At 73.4% G+C, this 17,795-nt stretch carries 15 protein-coding genes; 6 read left to right on the plus strand and 9 right to left on the minus strand.

Annotated features, from left to right (window positions below; all coding sequences use genetic code 11):
* Positions 1-25 precede the first annotated feature (25 nt).
* Together ASH01_RS16590 and ASH01_RS16595 are read right to left on the minus strand one after the other, a co-directional pair.
* On the minus strand, positions 26-2,362 hold the full coding sequence (locus tag ASH01_RS16590; protein WP_056778300.1) for a heavy metal translocating P-type ATPase: 2,337 nt from the start codon (positions 2,360-2,362) through the stop codon (positions 26-28).
* Between the two features lie 142 nt (positions 2,363-2,504).
* Positions 2,505-3,326: a PIG-L deacetylase family protein gene (locus ASH01_RS16595; RefSeq protein ID WP_056778303.1), complete on the minus strand. Its 822-nt coding sequence runs from the start codon at positions 3,324-3,326 to the stop codon at positions 2,505-2,507.
* Positions 3,327-3,361: 35 nt separating this feature from the next.
* Between ASH01_RS16595 and ASH01_RS16600 the strand changes: the two genes are divergently transcribed.
* From ASH01_RS16600 to ASH01_RS16615, 4 genes are read left to right on the plus strand one after another with little or no spacing between them, the layout of a single operon-like run.
* Complete coding sequence (locus tag ASH01_RS16600) at positions 3,362-4,486, plus strand: glycosyltransferase (protein ID WP_056778306.1); 1,125 nt, start codon at positions 3,362-3,364, stop codon at positions 4,484-4,486.
* Complete coding sequence (locus ASH01_RS16605) at positions 4,483-5,193, plus strand: NUDIX hydrolase (protein WP_056778308.1); 711 nt, start codon at positions 4,483-4,485, stop codon at positions 5,191-5,193. Before ASH01_RS16600 ends, ASH01_RS16605 begins: the two co-directional genes overlap by 4 nt.
* A gap of 51 nt (positions 5,194-5,244) precedes the next feature.
* A complete protein-coding gene (locus ASH01_RS16610) occupies positions 5,245-5,598 on the plus strand; it encodes a hypothetical protein (protein ID WP_056778312.1) in 354 nt (117 codons plus the stop codon).
* A gap of 30 nt (positions 5,599-5,628) precedes the next feature.
* On the plus strand, positions 5,629-5,844 hold the full coding sequence (locus ASH01_RS16615) for a hypothetical protein (RefSeq protein ID WP_056778315.1): 216 nt from the start codon (positions 5,629-5,631) through the stop codon (positions 5,842-5,844).
* 24 nt (positions 5,845-5,868) lie between these two features.
* On the opposite strand, the gene ASH01_RS23085 is transcribed toward ASH01_RS16615, so the two are convergent.
* From ASH01_RS23085 to ASH01_RS16640, 5 genes are all read right to left on the minus strand, one after another.
* The gene (locus ASH01_RS23085; RefSeq protein WP_056778317.1) at positions 5,869-7,536 is read right to left on the minus strand and encodes a sigma factor-like helix-turn-helix DNA-binding protein; all 1,668 of its coding nucleotides are present in this window, start codon (positions 7,534-7,536) and stop codon (positions 5,869-5,871) included.
* A 101-nt stretch (positions 7,537-7,637) separates the two neighbouring features.
* Positions 7,638-9,209, minus strand: a complete 1,572-nt coding sequence (locus tag ASH01_RS16625) for an amidohydrolase (RefSeq protein WP_056778320.1) — start codon at positions 9,207-9,209, stop codon at positions 7,638-7,640.
* Complete coding sequence (locus tag ASH01_RS16630; RefSeq protein WP_056778693.1) at positions 9,206-10,189, minus strand: quinone oxidoreductase family protein; 984 nt, start codon at positions 10,187-10,189, stop codon at positions 9,206-9,208. Before ASH01_RS16630 ends, ASH01_RS16625 begins: the two co-directional genes overlap by 4 nt.
* Positions 10,190-10,199: 10 nt before the next feature.
* Entirely contained in the window at positions 10,200-11,651 is a 1,452-nt protein-coding gene (locus ASH01_RS16635) for a wax ester/triacylglycerol synthase family O-acyltransferase (protein WP_056778323.1), read from the minus strand.
* A gap of 21 nt (positions 11,652-11,672) precedes the next feature.
* Positions 11,673-12,269 (minus strand): GNAT family N-acetyltransferase, encoded by a 597-nt coding sequence (locus ASH01_RS16640; RefSeq protein ID WP_443081168.1) that lies wholly within the window; start codon positions 12,267-12,269, stop codon positions 11,673-11,675.
* Here ASH01_RS16640 and pcrA point away from each other — a divergent pair.
* Positions 12,241-14,730, plus strand: a complete 2,490-nt coding sequence (gene pcrA, locus ASH01_RS16645) for a DNA helicase PcrA (RefSeq protein WP_056778326.1) — start codon at positions 12,241-12,243, stop codon at positions 14,728-14,730. The genes ASH01_RS16640 and pcrA overlap by 29 nt on opposite strands.
* Before the next feature lie 205 nt (positions 14,731-14,935).
* Here the strand turns inward: pcrA and ASH01_RS16650 are convergent, their stop codons facing one another.
* Together ASH01_RS16650 and ASH01_RS16655 are read right to left on the minus strand one after the other, a co-directional pair.
* Positions 14,936-15,772 (minus strand): M23 family metallopeptidase, encoded by an 837-nt coding sequence (locus ASH01_RS16650; RefSeq protein ID WP_056778328.1) that lies wholly within the window; start codon positions 15,770-15,772, stop codon positions 14,936-14,938.
* Between the two features lie 211 nt (positions 15,773-15,983).
* Positions 15,984-16,976, minus strand: coding sequence for a lipase family alpha/beta hydrolase (locus ASH01_RS16655; protein ID WP_235508728.1), 993 nt, complete (start codon positions 16,974-16,976; stop codon positions 15,984-15,986).
* A gap of 79 nt (positions 16,977-17,055) precedes the next feature.
* Between ASH01_RS16655 and ASH01_RS16660 the strand changes: the two genes are divergently transcribed.
* Positions 17,056-17,526 carry a cobalamin B12-binding domain-containing protein gene (locus tag ASH01_RS16660; protein WP_235509639.1) on the plus strand — a complete coding sequence of 157 codons (471 nt, stop codon included), beginning with the start codon at positions 17,056-17,058 and terminating at the stop codon, positions 17,524-17,526.
* Positions 17,527-17,795: the final 269 nt, after the last annotated feature.

A 17,795-nucleotide genomic window follows, 5' to 3' on the forward strand; every position in this document is an offset into this window, starting at 1 on the left:
CGGCAGGGTCGCGGAGCCCACCCGGTCAGCGGGGTGCACGGTGCCGACCGCCCCGTCGGGCGGGTGCGGTGACGAGAGGGCCTGCTGGGACGAGCGCGAAGGCGCCCTCCTCCTCCTGGCTGTTGTGGAGGCGGCAGACGGCGTAGAGGCCGTAGAGCAGCCGCCTCAGCTCGGTGACGTCCTGGGGGGCGACGGAGCCGGGCTCGATCCCGTCGAGCAGGCGGCGCAGCCGCGACACCTGGTGCTCGATCTCCGCGTGCGTCCGCCGCATGGTCGTCGTGGCCGAGCCGCCGAGAGCCCGGGCCACGAGGGGCATGAGCTCTGCGTCGTCGTCCCGCTCGTGGGGGAGCAGCTCGGCCTCGAGCCGGTCGAGGAGCGCGCGCACGGGAGCGAGGTCGCAGGCGTGGGTGTGCAGGCCGTCGGCGACGGCCCGGACCTGCTCGACGGCGGCGATGGCGACGTCGTGACCCTCGCGCAGCCGACGCGCCGTGGCGACGTCCTCGGCGGACATGGGGACGCTGTGCAGCGGGGTCGGGAGCAGGGCCCGCAGGGCGATGCCGATCGCGAGGACGTCGATGCCCTCCTGGAGCACCGCGCCCGCCGCCGGCGGCAGCAGGCCGGCCGCTGCGGCGACCATGGCCACGAGCGAGAGACCCATCCCGACCACGACGGCCTCCAACGCGACCCGGCGGGACCGGCGCGCGATGAGGATGGCGTCGGCGACGGCGTCGACCCGGTCGACCGTCAGCACGACGTCAGCAGCCTCCGACGACGCCGTCGCGCCACGGGCGGCGAGGGCGACCCCGACCCCGGCGGCCGCGAGGGCGGGCGCGTCGTTGACGCCGTCCCCGACCATGATGGTGCGCGCGCTGGCCGACTCGTCGCGGACGGCCGCGAGCTTGTCGGCGGGGTCGCGGTCGGCGAGGACGGCGTCGACGCCGACGATCCGGCCGACCGTCTCGGCGATGTCGGCACGGTCGCCGGTGAGCAGGACGGTCCGGCGGATCCCGACCTCGCGCAGGGCCGAGACCATCCTGGGCGCATCCGCCCGCACCGGGTCCTCGAGCAGGAACGCGCCGGCCGGGGCGCCGTCGACGGCGACGAAGACCGTGAGGCACCCGTCGAGCGCGGCCCGGCGGCGCACCTGACGCAGCCACGCCGGATCGTCACCGACGATCCACCGGGCCTTGCCGAGACGGACCACCGTCGTGCCGACCCGACCCTCGAGGCCGTAGCCGTGCACCTCGTGGACGGCCGTCGGGAGCACGAGGTCGAGGCCGCGGGTCCGAGCCGTCCCGACGAGGGCGCTCGCGAGCGGGTGGGGCGAGACCTGGTCGAGCGAGGCCGCGAGGCGCAGCACCTCCGCGGCGGGAGGGGCGCCCGGAGCGACGACGACGGCCGTGAGCCCGGGCCGACCGTGGGTGAGGGTGCCGGTCTTGTCGAAGAGCACGACCTCACCGGCCGCGAGGGCCTCCAGGGCCGCGCCGCCCTTGACGACGACGCCGATCCGCGAGGCCCGGGACAGGCCCGACATGATCGCCACCGGAGCGGCGAGCAGCAACGGGCACGGGGTTGCCACGACGAGCACCGCGACGGCCCGCAGCGGGGACCCGGCCAGGGCCCAGGCGGCGCCGGCCAGCGCGAGCGTCAGCGGGACGAAGAGCACCGCGAAACGGTCGGCCGTCCGGACGAAGGGGGCCGAGGTCGCCTGCGCCTGCTCGACGAGTCGCACGACGTTCGCGTAGGTCGACTCGGAGGCCGACGAGGTGGCCACGACGTCGACCGGAGGGCCGGCGTTGACGACCCCGCTGCGCACGTCGTCCCCGTTCGGGCGCTCGACGGGCATCGGCTCACCCGTGAGCGCCGACTCGTCGAACGTGCCGGCCGCGAGCAGCCGGCCGTCGACCGGCACGACCTCGCCCGTCCCGACGACGAGCACGTCACCCGGTGAAACCTCCTCCACCGGAATGCGGTCCACGCGGGTACCCGTGCGCCGCCGGGCCGTCCGCGGCGTGCGCTCGACGAGCAGGCGCAGCTCCCGGTCGGCCCGCGCCGCGGCCCGGGCCTCGAGCAGGCGACCGCTCGCGAGCATCAGGGTGACCATGGCGCCCGCGAACTCCTCACCGACCCAGAGCGCACCCGCCAGGGCCAGGACGGCGATGACGTCGACCGTGGCGCGGCGCTCGGCGACCGACCGCACCGTCCAGAGGACCGAGAGCGCGAGTCCGAGCACGGTGGCCGCCACCCAGAGGGCGCCGGACAGCTCGTCCCTCCCCGACAGGGCGGCGAGCGCGCCGCCGGCCAGCAAGGCGGCCGACGCGACGAAGAAGACCACCGGGGAGCGGCCGCGCCACCAGGTCACACCTCCATGATCCGCCGCCCGCAACCGCACAGACCGCGTACGGGACAGGCGTCACACCGTCGACAGGCCACGTTCTGCGGGTGCGCTCGCGTCGAGGGGCCACGTTCTGCGGGTGCGGCCGCGTCGAGAGGCCACGAACGGGTCAGGCGAGCCCGTCGAAGACGTCACGGCGGATCGGATCGTCGGGGCGCGCAGAGCGGTCGACGAACCACTCGCGGCCGAAGACGAGGTCATAGAGAGGGCGGGGGATCCGCAGGAAGGCAGCCAGGGTGCGGTCGGCGCCGCCGTCGGCACTGGCTTGCGAGGCGTGGGCACGCATCGAGGCACGCTTGGCCGCGATGTGCCGGCGCACGCTGATCCGGTGGGTGATCTCGCTGCGCGCCGAGAAGGCGCGGTCGAAGCTCGACCGGTCGAACTCCGGCGGGAAGCGGTAGACCTTCGCCGCGAGGTCGATGGCGCGGCAGATCGTGTCGCGCGGGACCGTCGCCTCGAGCACCTTCGGGGTGCCTGCGAGCTCGGCGGCGCGCGTGCCGACGACGTGGACCTGCTTGTGGTCCGGGTGTCCGTAGCCGCCGTTGGGCTCGTAGTGGAGCAGGACGTCGACGCGCTCCTCGCGGAGGATCGCGGCGAGGCGCTGGGCCGCCTCCTCGACGTCGGCGCGGACGAAGCGCGTCGCGCCCGGCGGGTCGGGCGCCACCTCGGGGCCGAGGCCGCTGTCGGCGTAGCCGAGGTGCTCGACGCGGGCGACGCCGAGGGCCTGGGCGCTCGCGCGCAGCTCGTCCATCCGGGTGGCGGCGAGCGTCCCGTCTCCGGTGAAGTCGGTGGAGGCCAGGCCGAGCTCGCCGTCCGTCGCGACGACGACGACGACCCGGTGGCCCTCCGCGGCGGCGCGCGCCATCGTCCCCGAGGTCAGCAGGGCCTCGTCGTCGGGGTGCGCGTGGAAGGCGAGGAGCGTGTGCGGCACAGTCACCCATCTTGGCCCATGGCACAGTGTCTTCCGTGAAGGTGGCGCTCCTGTCCGACTGTTACCTGCCCCGACTGGGCGGGATCGAGGTCCAGACGCACGACCTCGCGCAGCACCTGCAGGCGGCCGGCCACGAGGTCGAGGTCTTCACGGCCACCCGCGGCGCGGAGGGTGAGATGCACGGCGCCGTCACGGTCGTCGACGGTGTGCCGGTGCACCGGCTCGCGGCCCGGATGCCGTGGGAGCTGCCGATCAACCCGTTCGCCCCGGCCGAGCTGCGCCGACGGCTCGTGGCCGGGGGTTTCGACGTGGCCCACGTGCAGACCGGTGTCGTCTCGCCCTTCGCGTGGGACTGCACCCGGGTCACCGTGGGCCTGGGACTGCCGACCGCGATGACGTGGCACTGCATGCTCGCCGGGATGGCGCCGGTCTTCGACGCGGCCCGCTTCGTGCGGCGATGGGCCGCGCGAGGGGTCGCGATGTCGGCCGTGTCCGACGTGGCCGCCGAGCCGCTGCGTCGGCTCGTCGGACCGGAGGCGACGGTGGGAGTGCTGCCGAACGGCATCGACGTGGCGCGCTGGGCCGTCGGTCCCGTCACGCGCGAGCCGGGCCCACTGCGTCTCGTGACCGCGATGCGCCTCGCAGCCCGCAAGCGTCCCGCGGCGCTCGTCGAGCTCGTCGCGGAGGCCGAGCGGGTGGCCGGTCCGGGCTCGGTGTCGCTGACGGTGCTGGGGGAGGGGCCCGACCGGCGCAAGGTCGAGGCCCTCGTGCGAGACCGTGGGCTCGACTGGGTGTCGCTGCCGGGGCGCGTGTCGCGCGACGAGCTGCGCGAGAGGTATGCCGCCGCGGACGTCTACCTGTCGCCGGCCCGTCTCGAGTCGTTCGGGATCGCAGCCCTCGAGGCGCGGACGGTGGGCCTGCCGGTCATCGGGCGATCCGGTTCCGGGGTGGGCGAGTTCGTCACCGACGGGGTGAACGGCCTCGTCGTGTCGAGTGACTCGGAGATGTCTGGTGCGATCGCCCGACTGGCCGAGGACGTCGGCGAGGTCGACCGCCTGCGACGGTGGAACGTCGCGCACCCGCCCGAGCAGGAGTGGGCGCGCGTCGCGGCGCTCGCCGTGTCGGAGTACGAGCGGGCCGTCGGGCTGGTGCGGCGATGAGGACCAACGTGCCGGGCGGCCTTCGCGTCGTCGGGGTCCGGGGCGATGGCATGCGTGTGGCCGAGGCGCGACTGGGCCACGGCGAGCACCCCGACGTCGTGCTCGGCGCGGCCGGCTGGCTCGTCGAGGACCCGGTCTTCGCGACGGTGGTGGACGACGGGGCGCTCGAGGTCGGCTACCGCGTGCGCGAGCTGGACGGCATACGCCCTCGGGCCGAGGCGGTGCGCCGGGACGCGGGGGTCGGCGACGACGAGGTGGGCGAGCCCTACCAGCGGGTCGCGGCGTACGCCGTCGTGACGAGCGGACGCGGCCTGCTGCTGACGCAGTTCAACGCCCAGACCCACGTGTCGGGGGACTGGGGGCTGCCCGGCGGTGGCCTCGACGACGGGGAGTCGCCCGTCGAGGGGGTCCACCGTGAGGTGTGGGAGGAGACGGGGCAGCGCATCGAGCTCGGCGCGCTGCTCACGGTCCAGTCGCAGCACTGGGTGGGGCGCGCGCCGTCGGGTGTGCTCGAGGACTTCCACGCGCTCCGGATCGTCTACGCCGCAACGTGTCCCGAGCCCACGGACATCGTCATCCACGACCTCGGCGGCACGACGTCCGACGCACGATGGGTGCCGTACGACCGGGTCGGCGACTACCGCCTGACGTCCTCGTGGCAGCGGCTGGCCGCCCTGCACGGGCTGGCGGGTGAGCCGGGGTCCTAGCCGGGGAGGGGCCGGCTCGCGCGACGTACGACGCTCCGTAGGATGTCGGCCATGGACCTCGTCTACAACCTCCTCGTCGCCCTCCACCTGCTCGGCATGGCCGCGGTCGTCGGAGGCTGGATCGCCGTCCGCAGCGGCCGCACCGTCATCGCCCCGATCGTCTGGGGCGCCCGCGCACAGCTCGTCACCGGCCTCGCGCTCGTCGGCATCGCCTCGGCGATCAAGGACGACGACCACACGGTCAACAACACGAAGATCGCCGTCAAGCTCGTCATCGCCCTCGTCGTGCTCGTCGCCGCCGAGATCGGCGCCGCCCGCGGCCGCAAGGGCCAGGACACCGGCAACCTGCTCGACATCGCGGGTGGCGCTGCGGTCGCCAACGTGCTCGTCGCCGCCCTCTGGTGACCAGGGCTCCGCACCCGGAGGGTTGCTGAGATGCGTTGGAGCGCAGGCGTTCTCGCTGGTCTGCTCATCGGCCTGGTCTGGCTGACGGTGGGCCTCGTGCTGGTGGTCGTCGGGCGCCGACGCGCCCGCGCGTCCCGGGCCGAGGGCGCAGGCAACATGGCCGTGATCGGTTGGTTCCTGCTCGCCGTCGGTGGCTTGACGTGGTTCGCCACCCTGCTGCTGGCCGTCGTGCCCGGTGGCGCCTGAGCGCCCGCACGGGCTCGCGGCCTCCTAGCCCACGGTGAAACGTGCGCCGAGCGCGATGACCGGTGGCACGTCGTCCGAGGTGAGGAAGTGCGACACCCGGCGCACGACGCCGGTCTCGACGTTCCACGCCATGATCCACGTCCCGCTGGGAGCGTCCGACACGTAGACGAGGTCGCCGTGCACGGTCCAGCCCAACACGGAGCAGCAGTCCGCCGCTCGCGCCTGCTCCTCGCCGAAGACGAGCATGCGGTCGCGGCCGAGGCTGTTCGTCGCGACGATGACCTGTCGAGGCCTCACGGCCTCCACGTCGCTCGGACCGCCTGCGGCGAGTCTGAACGCGGATGCGAACTGCCGTGCGTCGGAGACGGTCTCGCCCGCCGGTGTGATCCTCGGCCAGCCGACGGTTTGCGGGCGCGTGCCCACGTCGGGGGCGTGCTCGTCGAGGACGGTGCGGCCGCCCTCGACCCGGAACTCACGCGCGCCCGGCCGTCGCGGCGGCTCTGGCCCGGGGCGGCTCGGCGCTACGCCGGGCGACCACAGCCCCACGGCCGAGCCGGCCAGCAGGTGGTTGCCCCGCCAGGCCGCCCACTCGAGGGTGCGGGACGGGACGGCCACGGTGTGCACCTGGCGGGTGCCCACGTCGAAGACGACGACCTTGCCGGGCTGGGCGAAGGCGAGCGCCGTCTTGTCGCCCGAGAAGGCCCAGATGCCGAGCGGCGGGTGGATCTGCCCTGAGGCAGTGCGGACGTCCGTCAGCACGACGGTGTCGAGGGTGAGCAGCTCTCCGTCGCCGTAGAGGAGCACGGGCACCCAGCGCCCGGGTGCGCGCCGCTCGAGGTAGACGGCGTCGCCGAAGGCGCCCAGGCCGGTGGGTCGCGGTCCGCTGGCCAGGTGATGCTGCCGCCCGGGGTCGATGACGGCGGGCATCCCCACGTCGAGGACCGGCTGGTCGGCCTCAGCGCCGGCCGTCGGGGCGACGACGTATCTCAGACCGCCGGAGGTGGTGTGCCACACGGCCTGCTGGAGCAGTGGCACCCGCGTGAGACTGACGGGCGACGGTGCCGAGGCAGCGGTGATGACGGGGTCGCGGCCGGCCAGGGTGGCGCCCCCGATGACGAGCGCGGCCGCGGCGACGGCTGTGGCGCCACGGCGCCGCGTCGTCGTCCGGTGCAGCAGCGCGTCGTGCCAGGCGCGCTCTGCCAGGTCGACCTCGCGGACACTGGCGACCGCGGCCTCCAGGGCCGCGGTGACCTCGTCGTCCGTCAGCGGACGGTGTGCCCCCGACGCGAGAGCCGCGCGCGCCCGACGCTCGGCCCGGCGCACCCTCTCGGGCGAGCATCCGAGGACCTCCGCGGTGTCGTCCACCGACCGGCCCTCGTACCAGCGCAGCACGAGAACGGCCCGTTCGCGCGGCGTGAGGTGACGCAGGGGCGGCGGCAGCTCGCTCGGGATGCGGTCGGCGTGCACGTCGCCCTCGGCCGCGGCCACGGCTGAGTGCTGCACGCGCGTCCGGACGTACGCGTCGGGGTCGCCCTGACGGATGTGGTGCCAGTGCAGGGCGAGGCTCGTGAGGGCCGAGAGGACGAGGCGCTCGGCCCGCTTCGGGTCGCCGCTGACGAGGAAGGTGGCGCGGAGCAGTCGCAGCTGCCGTGCTCGTGCCCAGGCGGCGAAGTCGGCGTCGGTCTCGCGCATACGTCCTCCTCCTCCAAGGATGGACGCACGGCGACTCCCGCGACAGGGGCCGCCCGCTGAGGCGGTGCCTCGAACCGCGGTCAGCCGCCTGCCGCGGGGTGTCAGCGGCGCTCGTGGACCAGCTCGCCCCCGACCCGGGTCTGCAGCACCACGGTGTCACGGATGTCGGCGGGCGAGGACTCCTCGAGTGCCCACAGGTCGCGGTCGACGGCGACGAGATCGGCGAGCTGGCCCGGCATGAGGCGGCCCACGTCGGTGCGACCGACCGACTCGTGGGCGGCGACCGTGAAGGCGTGCACGGCCTCGGTCAGGGTGACCCGCTCCTCGGGGCGCCAGCCGCCGAGCGGCTGTCCGTCGGCCCGTTGCCTGGTGACGGCGGCGTGCAGGCCGTAGAACGGGTTCGGGTCCTCGACCGGCGCGTCCGATCCGAACGCCACGCGCACGCCGGCGTCGAGGAAGCTGCGCCACGCGTACGACGCGAGCCGCCGCGGGCCGATGATCTCGTCGGCGAGCTCGAGGTCGGCCGTGCAGTGGCTGGGCTGCATCGAGGCCACGACGTCGAGCGCCCGGAAGCGCGGGATGTCGACGGGCAGCACGTGCTGGGCGTGCTCGATGCGCAGGAGCCGCTCCAGCCCTTCGGCCCGCACGGCCTCGAAGGTGCTGAGGACGAGTCGGTTGGCCTCGTCGCCGATGGCGTGCGTGACGACGTCGAGGCCGGCCCGGGCGGCGGTCAACGTGCGCTCCAGCAGCAGCTCGTAGGGCATCGCGGGGATGCCGCAGCCCTCGTGGCCGATGAACGGTTCGGTCATGTGGGCCGTGTGCGATCCGAGTGCGCCGTCGCTGAAGAACTTGACCGGCCCGACGCGGAAGATGTCGTCACCCTGGCCCGAGCGTCGCCCCTCGGCGATCGCGAGCTCGAGGTCGGGGTCGCGCGTGCACTTGGTGACCCGCAGCCGCAGGGCGTCGTCCGCGTGCAGCTCGGCGTAGGCGGCGCGGGCGTCCTCGCCGTCGATGTCGGTGATGCTCGTGAGGCCGACGGAGAGCAGCCAGTCCTGGCACCGCTCGAGCCACGGCCGCAGCGGCGACTCCTCGTGCGGGATGACGGCGAGCAGCTCCTGCGCGGACTCGCGCAGGATCCCGGTGGGCTCGCCCGACGCGTCGCGCACGATCTCGCCGCCGACGGGGTCGGGAGTGTCGCGCGTGATGCCGGCCCGTTGCAGCGCAAGGGAGTTGGCCCAGATCGTGTGGCCGTCGACGCTCGACAGCGCGGCCACGCGGTCGCCCGAGACCGTGTCGAGTGCGTGCCGGTCGGGCTGCTCGGGGACGGCCCAGCGGTTGTGGTTCCAGCGACCGCTGTGCAGCACCTCGCCCTCGGGCAGCGTCTCGGCGTGCGCCCGCACGAGCTCGAGCGTCTCCTCGAGCGACCGGGCCTCGCGCAGGTCGACGGACGACAGATCGCGCGCGAGCCACTCGGTGTGGATGTGGGCGTCGTGCAGACCGGGCATGACGAGTGCCCCCGGGAGATCGACCGTGTCGGTGCCCGCACCGGCCGCGTCGACGGCGTCGCCGCCCACCGCGACGACACGGCCGTCCTCGACGAGCAGCGCCGTCGTCCAGGGGACACCGGCGTCGCCGGTCCAGATGCGGTCGTGCCGGAAGAGCGTGCGGCTCATGCGGTGGGCACCAGGATGAGCTTGCCCGTCGTGCGTCGACCCTCGAGGGCCTCGTAGGCCGCAGCCGCCTCGGTCATCGGATAGCGCCCGCCGATGTCGATCTTCAGCGAGCCGTCGGCCACCGCGCCGAGCACCTCACCGGCCCGCCACTCGTACTCCTCGCGCTCGGCGACGTAGTGCGCCAGCGTCGGACGCGTCAGGAAGAGGGACCCGCCGCTGTTGAGGCGCTGGATGTCGAAGGGGGGCACCTGCCCGCTCGCCCCACCGAAGAGGACCATCGTCCCGCGCGGGCGCAGCGAGGCGAGCGACGCGTCGAACGTCGACTTCCCGACACCGTCGTAGGCCACGTCGACCCCGCGTCCGGCAGCCGCGCGCACCGCGGCGGCCAGGTCGTCGACGGTCGAGTAGTTGATGAGGTGCTGGGCGCCGAGCGCCTCGGCGATCTCGAGCTTCTCGTCGGATCCTGCCGTCGCGACCACGGTGCCGCCGCGGGCCGTCACCATCTGCACGAGGAGCTGCCCGACCCCACCGGCTGCGGCGTGCACGAGGGCGACGGTGCCGGGCCCGACGGCATACGTGCTCGTGACGAGGTAGTGGGCCGTGAGTCCCTGGAGCATGGTGGCGGCCGCGACCTCGAGGTCGACGCCGTCGGGGACGGGGACGAGGAGGTGGGCGGGCTTGTTGACGAGCGTGGACTCGCTCCCGGACGACTGGCACCAGGCAACCCGGTCACCGACGGCGAGGTCGGTCACGCCCGCGCCGACCGCGGTCACGGTGCCGGCGCCCTCCTCGCCGAGGACGAAGGGGGTGCGCACGGGGTAGACGCCCTGGCGCTTGTAGACGTCGATGAAGTTGACACCCGCGGCGGCCACCTCGACCTGGACCTCGCCGTCGACGGGGTCGGGGATGTCGTGGTCGCGGACCTGCAGGACGCTGCGGTCGCCGGGCTCGGAGACGAAGACGCTGGTCGCTCGGTTCATGCTCGCCACCCTACGACCGCGGCCGCCTCGTCCTCGGGCCGGTGGGCCCCGCTGACCCGGCCTCGCCGATGCGCACGAGCAGGGCCAGCTCGTCCTCGAGTGCCGCGAGGAGCGACTCGGGGTCGGGGACGACGGACTCGTCGGCCATGATCCCGATGCGGACGGCGTCGGCATACGTGACGATGCAGAAGCCGAGCGTGTGCCGCCCCGACCCGGGCACCCAGCCGAGCACGCCCGTCACGGGGACGCCGCCGAGGTAGCGGACCTCCCGCGGGCCGGCGACGTTCGTCGTCACGCCGATCGCCTTGTCCGCGAAGAAGTCCACGACCCGGCGCTCCAGCTCTGCCGGGAAGCGGCCGATGACGGAGATGAGCGCGAAGGTGAGCGCTGCCTCGGGCGACGCCTTGAGCCAGTCCATCCGCGCCTTCGACAGGGCGAGGCGCGCGAGGGGCGTGGCGTCGCGACTCGGGAAGCGCAGGAAGACGAGCGCGAAGCGGTTGCCGAGCTCGCGCGGGAGCGGCTCGTCGAGCGGTCGGACGTTGACCGGCACCATCGTCACGAGGTCGACCGGCTCGCGGCCACGCTCGTCCTGGTAGGTGTGCAGGGCGCCGGCGACGGCGCTCAGCAGCACGTCGTTGAGCGTCGCGCCGACGAGCCGCCCGGCCTGCTTGAGCCCGGGAAGGGGCAGCGGCTCGGTCCACACGAGGCGCTTGCGGTGCCCGGGGACGCCGCCGACGACACTCCTGGGGTTCGTCGTCAGGAGCAGGTCGGAGACGACCTGTCCGGTACGAAGGGTGAGCCCGGCGGCATCCGTCACGGCAGCGCGGGCGCCCTTGGAGCGCAGGCGATCCCAACCCGAGCGCGTGGTCGCCCGGGCGAGCCGGAGACCGGACGCGACGATGCCCCCGCCGGTGCCGCCCTCGCCGCCGGACGGGGCAGCGAGCGGCAGGGTCGCGAGGTCGGTCGTCGCCGGGGGACCGACGAGGTCGCCGGGCCGTCCGTCGGCGTCCTCCGTGAGGCCGAGCAGCACCCGGGTCAGGGCGATGCCGTCGGCGAGCGCGTGGTGGATGCGGAAGACGAGGGCGGCGCCGGCTCCGTGGCCGTCGACGAGGTGGACCTCCCAGAGCGGGCGCGTGCGGTCGAAGGGCCGCGGGAGGTGCTCCTCGACGTAGGCCTGCAGCTCGGCGTCCGCCTCGGCCGCGGTCCCCTCGCCGGAGAGCGTCACCCGCGTCACGTGCCGGGCCAGGTCGAAGTCCGGGTCGTCCTCCCAGCGGTGCCCGGACAGCCCCTGGGGTCGCCTCGCACGCTGGCTGAAGACGGGGTACGGCTCGATGATCCGCTCGCGGACCACGTCGAGCACGCGGTCCCAGTCGGGCACCGACTCGAGGAGGACGACCGAGACGATGACCATGAGGTTGGTCGGCCGGTCCATGTTGAGCCAGAGGACGTCGGCCGACCCCATCCGACGCGGCGGGCGCGGCACCTACGGGCCCGCCAGTCGCGTCAGCGCGTCGCCGTCGAGGCGGAAGGTCGTCCAGTCGTCGAGCGAGCGGGCGCCGTGGGAGCGGTAGAAGTCGATGGAGGGGGTGTTCCAGTCGAGCACCGACCACTCGAGTCGCGTCCAGCCGCGCTCGACGCAGATGGCGGCGAGCCGGGCGAGCAGGGCCGTGCCGAGGCCGTGGCCGCGCTGCTCGGGGTCGACGAAGAGGTCCTCGAGCCAGATCCCGGCCCGGCCGGTCCACGTCGAGAAGCTCCGGAACCAGATCGCCATGGCGACGACCGTGCCCTCCCGCACCCCCACGAGGGCGTATGCCGTGGGGTCGCCCTGCGCGGGAAAGAGGGCCTCGCGGAACTGCTCGGGTGTCGCCGTCGCGGAGTCGGGCTCCTTCTCGTAGGCCGCGAGCCCCTGGACGAGGCGGATGAGGTCGGGGACGTCGTCGGCCGAGGCCTCACGGATCTGGAAGTCGCTCACGCCGCCATCCTCTCCCGACGCGCGTGGCTGTGCGTCGTGGTCGGGCGCTGTGGGTGGTTCGACGTAGGCTTGGTCGATCATGAGCACGCTCTTCGACGACCTCCCCATCCCCGGTTTCGAGCACGGTCAGGGCGCGCCCTCCGGCGGGTCCGGGCGCCCCGGGCGTGGCGCGGACGTCACCGAGCAGGGCGTCCCCACGTGGGCCGAGGCCGCCGCCCGCGGCGGCGTCGAGACCGCCCCCCAGGGGCGTGCCGACCTCGACCCGACGGTGCTGCTCGCGGGCCTCAACCCCCAGCAGCGCGAGGCCGTCGTCCACGAGGGCACGCCGCTGCTCATCGTCGCGGGCGCCGGCTCGGGCAAGACCCGTGTGCTCACCCACCGCATCGCGTGGCTGCTCGGCGAGCGTGGCGCCCAGCCGGGGCAGATCCTCGCCATCACCTTCACCAACAAGGCCGCGGCCGAGATGCGCGAGCGGGTCGCCGCGCTCGTCGGCCCGCGCGCCCGTGCCATGTGGGTCATGACCTTCCACTCGGCCTGCGTGCGCATCCTGCGCCGCGAGGCCGCCAAGGTCGGGATGAAGTCGACCTTCTCGATCTACGACGCCGCCGACAGCCAGCGCCTCATGAGCCTCGTGCTGCGCGACCTCGACCTCGACCCGAAGCGCTACCCGCCGCGCGGCTTCTCGGCGCAGGTCAGCAACCTCAAGAACGACCTCATCGACGAGGAGACCTACGCCTCCCAGGTCACCGAGGGCAACCACTACGAGCGCACCGTCTCCGACGCCTACACCCAGTACCAACGCCGGCTGCGCCAGGCCAACGCCCTCGACTTCGACGACATCATCATGATGACCGTCAACGTGCTCCAGGCCTTCCCCGACGTCGCCGAGTACTACCGCCGCCGCTTCCGTCACGTGCTCGTCGACGAGTACCAGGACACCAACCAGGCGCAGTACCAGCTCATCAAGGAGCTCGTCGGCGAGGTCAAGGGACCCGAGGGCGCGTATGCGGTGCCGCCCGCCGAGCTGTGCGTCGTCGGCGACTCCGACCAGTCGATCTACGCCTTCCGCGGCGCGACGATCCGCAACATCCTCGAGTTCGAGAACGACTACCCCGACGCCCGCACCATCCTGCTCGAGCAGAACTACCGCTCGACCCAGCGCATCCTGCGGGCCGCCAACTCCGTGATCGCGCGCAACGAGGGGCGCCGCGCCAAGAACCTCTGGACCGACTCCGGCGACGGCGCGATGATCACCGGCTACGTCGGTGACAACGAGCACGACGAGGCCGCCTTCGTGGCCAAGGAGATCGACGACCTCGCCGACCAGGGCGTCAAGCCCGGCGACGTCGCCGTCTTTTACCGCACCAACGCGCAGAGCCGCGCCATCGAGGAGGTGCTCGTGCGGGTCGGCTTGCCCTACAAGGTGGTCGGCGGCACGCGCTTCTACGAGCGACGCGAGGTCAAGGACGCCCTGGCCTACCTCCGGGTCGTCTCCAACCCCACCGACACCGTCAACCTGCGCCGCATCCTCAACACCCCCAAGCGTGGCATCGGCGACCGTGCCGAGGCGTGCGTCGCCGCCCTCGCCGAGCGCGAGCGCATCCCGTTCGTCGCGGCGCTCGGGCGGGCCGAGGACGCGCCGGGCATCGCGACGCGCTCGGTCGCGGCGATCCAGGGCTTCACGGCGCTGCTCGAGAAGCTCCGCACCTCCTACGAGGCCGACGACAGCATCGCGGCCCTGCTCGAGATGACACTCGAGGAGAGCGGCTACCTCGCCGAGCTGCGCGCGAGCCACGACCCACAGGACGAGACCCGCGTCGAGAACCTCGCCGAGCTCGTCGCCGTCGCGCAGGAGTACGACGACCGCCGTGCCACCGAGCTCGAGGAGTCGGGTGGCGAGCTGCAGCCCGGTGTCGAGCCCGAGGACGTCGGTCCCGCAGGCGCGCTCGAGGAGTTCCTCGAGCAGGTCTCGCTCGTCGCCGACGCCGACGAGATCCCCGACGAGCCGGAGGCCAAGGCGCAGGGCGTCGTCACGCTCATGACGCTGCACACCGCCAAGGGCCTCGAGTTCCCCGTCGTCTTCCTCACCGGGATGGAGGACGGCACGTTCCCGCACATGCGCGCGCTCGGCGACCCCAAGGAGCTCGAGGAGGAGCGCCGACTCGCCTACGTCGGCATCACGCGCGCCCGTGAGCGGCTCTACCTCTCGCGCGCGGCCGTCCGGTCCGCCTGGGGTGCGCCGCAGTACAACCCGCCGTCGCGCTTCCTCGACGAGATCCCGGGTGACCTGCTCGACTGGCAGCGCCTGGGCCCGTCGTTCAGCGGGGCGCGCGGCTCCGACCGTCCGGCCGTGGCGACGCTCGCGGCCCGGCCGGGCGTCCGCAGCGCCGGCAAGCGTCCGGTCATCGCGCTCCAGTCGGGCGACCGGGTCAGCCACGACTCCTTCGGCCTCGGCACCGTCGTGCGCGTCGAGGGCGACGGCGACAAGTCGATGGCGCACGTCGACTTCGGCGCCGACACCGGCACGAAGCGCCTGCTCCTGCGCTACGCCCCGCTCGTCAAGCTCTGAACCGCGGTCCGGGGCAGGCCGGACCTGTCGTCACAGCCGATGGCGTATGCCGTGTGGCGCAGCCCCGGCGTCAGCCGGGCTCCGTTGTGGCACAACGGCATACGGCATACGGCAGGCGACTGGAGGTCGCGGCCCCGGCGGGGCGGCGAACGCGACGAGGCCCGTCCCGGAAGGGGACGGGCCTCGTGTCACTGAAGGGCCTCGGTCAGAGGTAGACGCCGTGCTTGGCGAGCCAGGTGCGAGGTGCGACGGCCGAACCGTCGTCGGGGTGGATCTCGAGGTGCACGTGCGGGCCGGTCGAGTTGCCGGTGCTGCCGCTGTAGGCGACGCGCTGGCCGGGGGAGACCTCGTCGCCGACGGAGACCAGCAGGCGGCTGTTGTGGGCCATCCACGAGACGGTGCCGTCCCAGTAGCGGATCTTGACCATGTTGCCGTAGCCCTCGGTGGACCAGCCGGCGAAGACGACGGTGCCGCTCGAGAGGGCCCGGACCGTGCTGCCCGTCGGGCATGCGAGGTCTTGGGCGGGGTGCATCTTGCCCCAGCGGAAGCCGAAGCCGGAGGTGAGGGTGTAGCCGGCGACGGGGGAGACCCAGCGGTGGGCCATCGCGATCGCACGCTCGCGGGCTGCGGCCTTGACCTTGGCGGCGGCGTCGGCCTTCGCCTTCTCCGCGGCGGCCTTGGCGGTCGCGGCCCTGTCTGCAGCGGTCTGGGCGTCCGTGGCGGTCTGCGCGGCAGTGGCCGTGGCACTGACGATGAGCGTCTTGGCGTCGCGGGCCAGGTCACGCGAGGAGCGGGCGCCGGACCGGCTCGCGGCAGCAGCGGCGACGACGTCGGGGTCCGCGGTGAGACCGAGACCTGCGACCGAGTTGGAGACGTTCTTCATGGCAGCCGCTTCGGGGCTCAGCTCGCTCGCACCGGCGTCGCGGATGACGAGGCCACCGGCGACGGTCGAGGAGAGCAGAGCGACGGGGACGACGAACTGTCGACCCCGCGAAGGCTTGGCTGCCGGCCTGTGCCGGCCGGAGTAACTGGTTTTGGGCACGAAAGAGATACCTATCGGTCACAGATTGCGAGCCGCCAGCCTAACGTGACCATTTCGTTATCCAAAATCACGCCACGTTTCTGGACGTCCCGGCGTCGCGGTGGAGGGACGCGACTGCGCATGACACTAGGGCATGCCGGGGCCCCGGTGCGGGATGTACACAGGAGGATCTGCACGAATTCGCAGCCTCTCGTGACAGGGGTCGACCTGGTCAGCGCGCGGGCACCACACGACCCGCGGTGCCACCCCGGCGGGTCGTCGACGTGCTGGTGCGCCGGCTCCCGAGGGAGCTGACCCCGGGGGTGACGGTCGCTCCCGAGGTGTCGAGGTGGGCGAGGGCCGTGGAGATCCCGTGCACGACGCTGCTCGTGATCGGCAGGCTCATGTGGCCGACGCCGTGCAGGGCGATGTTGTGGACCGTGAGGTCGTCGTGGTGCAGGGCGGCGTTGCGCTGGGGCACGACGACCTGGTCGAGGTCGGACCAGTAGACGAGGAACCGGGTCTGGCACTCCTTGACCGGGGCGGCGAGCTCGTCCATGAGGGCGCTCCCCGGGCGCAGCTGACGGGTCAGCCCGTTGTTCCACGTGTAGGCGAGGTAGCTGCCCTGGTGCGGGGTGCCGAGGGTGACGAGCGTGTGCACGTGCTGGTCGCCGCCGAGCCGGGTCACGTAGTAGCGCGCGATGAGCCCGCCCATCGAGTGGCCGATGACGTGGATCCGCTCGTAGCCGGTCTCCTCGACGATGCGCTCGACCTCGGCGCCCAGGGCAGCGGCCGCAGCACGGACGTCGCCGGTGAAGATGGAGTAGTTGATCGTCTCGATGCGCCCGAAGCCGCGACGCACGAGGCCGCGCCGCAGGACGGTGAAGATCGAGCGGTTGTCGACCATGCCGTGCACGAGGAGGATCGGCGTCTCGGCGGCCTCGACGTTCTGGATCGCGAGTCCCCGCTGGCTCGGTGGCAGGTGACCGAGACGGTAGCCCTGGCGCCGGTCGCTGGCGCGCGAGCCGAGCAGCCCGAGCGGGTAGAGCCCGAGGTGCAGCCCCATCCACGTCGCCTCGAGAGCCGCGCCCGCGATCCCGGTGGGGGTCAGGAGCGCACCGGCGAGCTCCCCGACGGTCGCCACGAAGCCCCGAGGGCCCGCTGCGCCACCCTTCGGGGTGCCGGCCTGTCGCGGCGTCATCGCCGCCCGTGCTGCCACTGCCACGTCCCGAACGTACCCCGACCGGTGGGCGATGCATCACTATTGCGCGTCGCGTCTCGCGGGGCTGGCTAGAGTGCCCGGCATGAGCGAGTCCCTGGGCGCCGACGCCGTGACCGACGACGAGACCGCGAGCGCGACCGGAGCGGGTGCGGCGTCGACCGACGTCATCCGGGTGGTCGTGGCCAAGCCGGGTCTGGACGGGCACGACCGGGGCGCCAAGGTCGTGGCCCGGGCGCTGCGCGACGCCGGCATGGAGGTCATCTACACCGGCCTGCACCAGACCCCCGAGCAGATCGTCGAGGCGGCCATCCAGGAGGACGCCGACGTCGTCGGGCTCTCCGTCCTCTCGGGCGCGCACATGACCCTCTTCGCGCGCGTCGTCGAGCTCCTCGCCGAGCGTGACGCGAGCGACATCGTCGTCTTCGGCGGCGGCATCATCCCCGCGGACGACATCTCCGAGCTCGAGAAGCTCGGGGTGGCCAAGGTGTTCACGCCGGGCGCGACGACGATGGAGATCGTCGGCTGGGTCCGCGACCACGTCCACGCCGCCTGACCAGCCCTGACGAGCCCCGACCAGCCCCCGCCAGGTCACCCTCGCCCGCCCACGTATCGCGCGCTCCACGTATCGCGCGCTCCACACCTGAGCGCGCGAAACCAGCACGGAGCGCGGGAGGTTCTGGGCGCCCGGTGCGTACTTCGCGCCCAGGCCGCGCGGGACCCGGCTGTCCGCACCCTTCGGCCATCGGGCCGCACCGTCCACAGCTGCGCGGCCGGACCGGCGCGCCACCATGCATGGCCGAGATCCTCCTCGGGTGAACCTCG

Source organism: Terrabacter sp. Soil811 (assembly GCF_001429655.1).
Lineage (GTDB): Bacteria > Actinomycetota > Actinomycetes > Actinomycetales > Dermatophilaceae > Terrabacter.

Excerpts from the sequence above, each read along its gene's own strand:
- ASH01_RS23085 (WP_056778317.1), bottom strand. The coding sequence starts at position 7,536 with ATGCGCGAGACCGACGCCGACTTCGCCGCCTGGGCACGAGCACGGCAG.
- ASH01_RS16625 (WP_056778320.1), bottom strand. The coding sequence starts at position 9,209 with ATGAGCCGCACGCTCTTCCGGCACGACCGCATCTGGACCGGCGACGCC.
- ASH01_RS16640 (WP_443081168.1), bottom strand. The coding sequence starts at position 12,269 with ATGGGGAGGTCGTCGAAGAGCGTGCTCATGATCGACCAAGCCTACGTC.
- ASH01_RS16605 (WP_056778308.1), top strand. The coding sequence starts at position 4,483 with ATGAGGACCAACGTGCCGGGCGGCCTTCGCGTCGTCGGGGTCCGGGGC.
- ASH01_RS16660 (WP_235509639.1), top strand. The coding sequence starts at position 17,056 with ATGAGCGAGTCCCTGGGCGCCGACGCCGTGACCGACGACGAGACCGCG.
- ASH01_RS16610 (WP_056778312.1), top strand. The coding sequence starts at position 5,245 with ATGGACCTCGTCTACAACCTCCTCGTCGCCCTCCACCTGCTCGGCATG.
- ASH01_RS16635 (WP_056778323.1), bottom strand. The coding sequence starts at position 11,651 with ATGGGGTCGGCCGACGTCCTCTGGCTCAACATGGACCGGCCGACCAAC.
- ASH01_RS16630 (WP_056778693.1), bottom strand. The coding sequence starts at position 10,189 with ATGAACCGAGCGACCAGCGTCTTCGTCTCCGAGCCCGGCGACCGCAGC.
- pcrA (WP_056778326.1), top strand. The coding sequence starts at position 12,241 with ATGAGCACGCTCTTCGACGACCTCCCCATCCCCGGTTTCGAGCACGGT.
- ASH01_RS16615 (WP_056778315.1), top strand. The coding sequence starts at position 5,629 with ATGCGTTGGAGCGCAGGCGTTCTCGCTGGTCTGCTCATCGGCCTGGTC.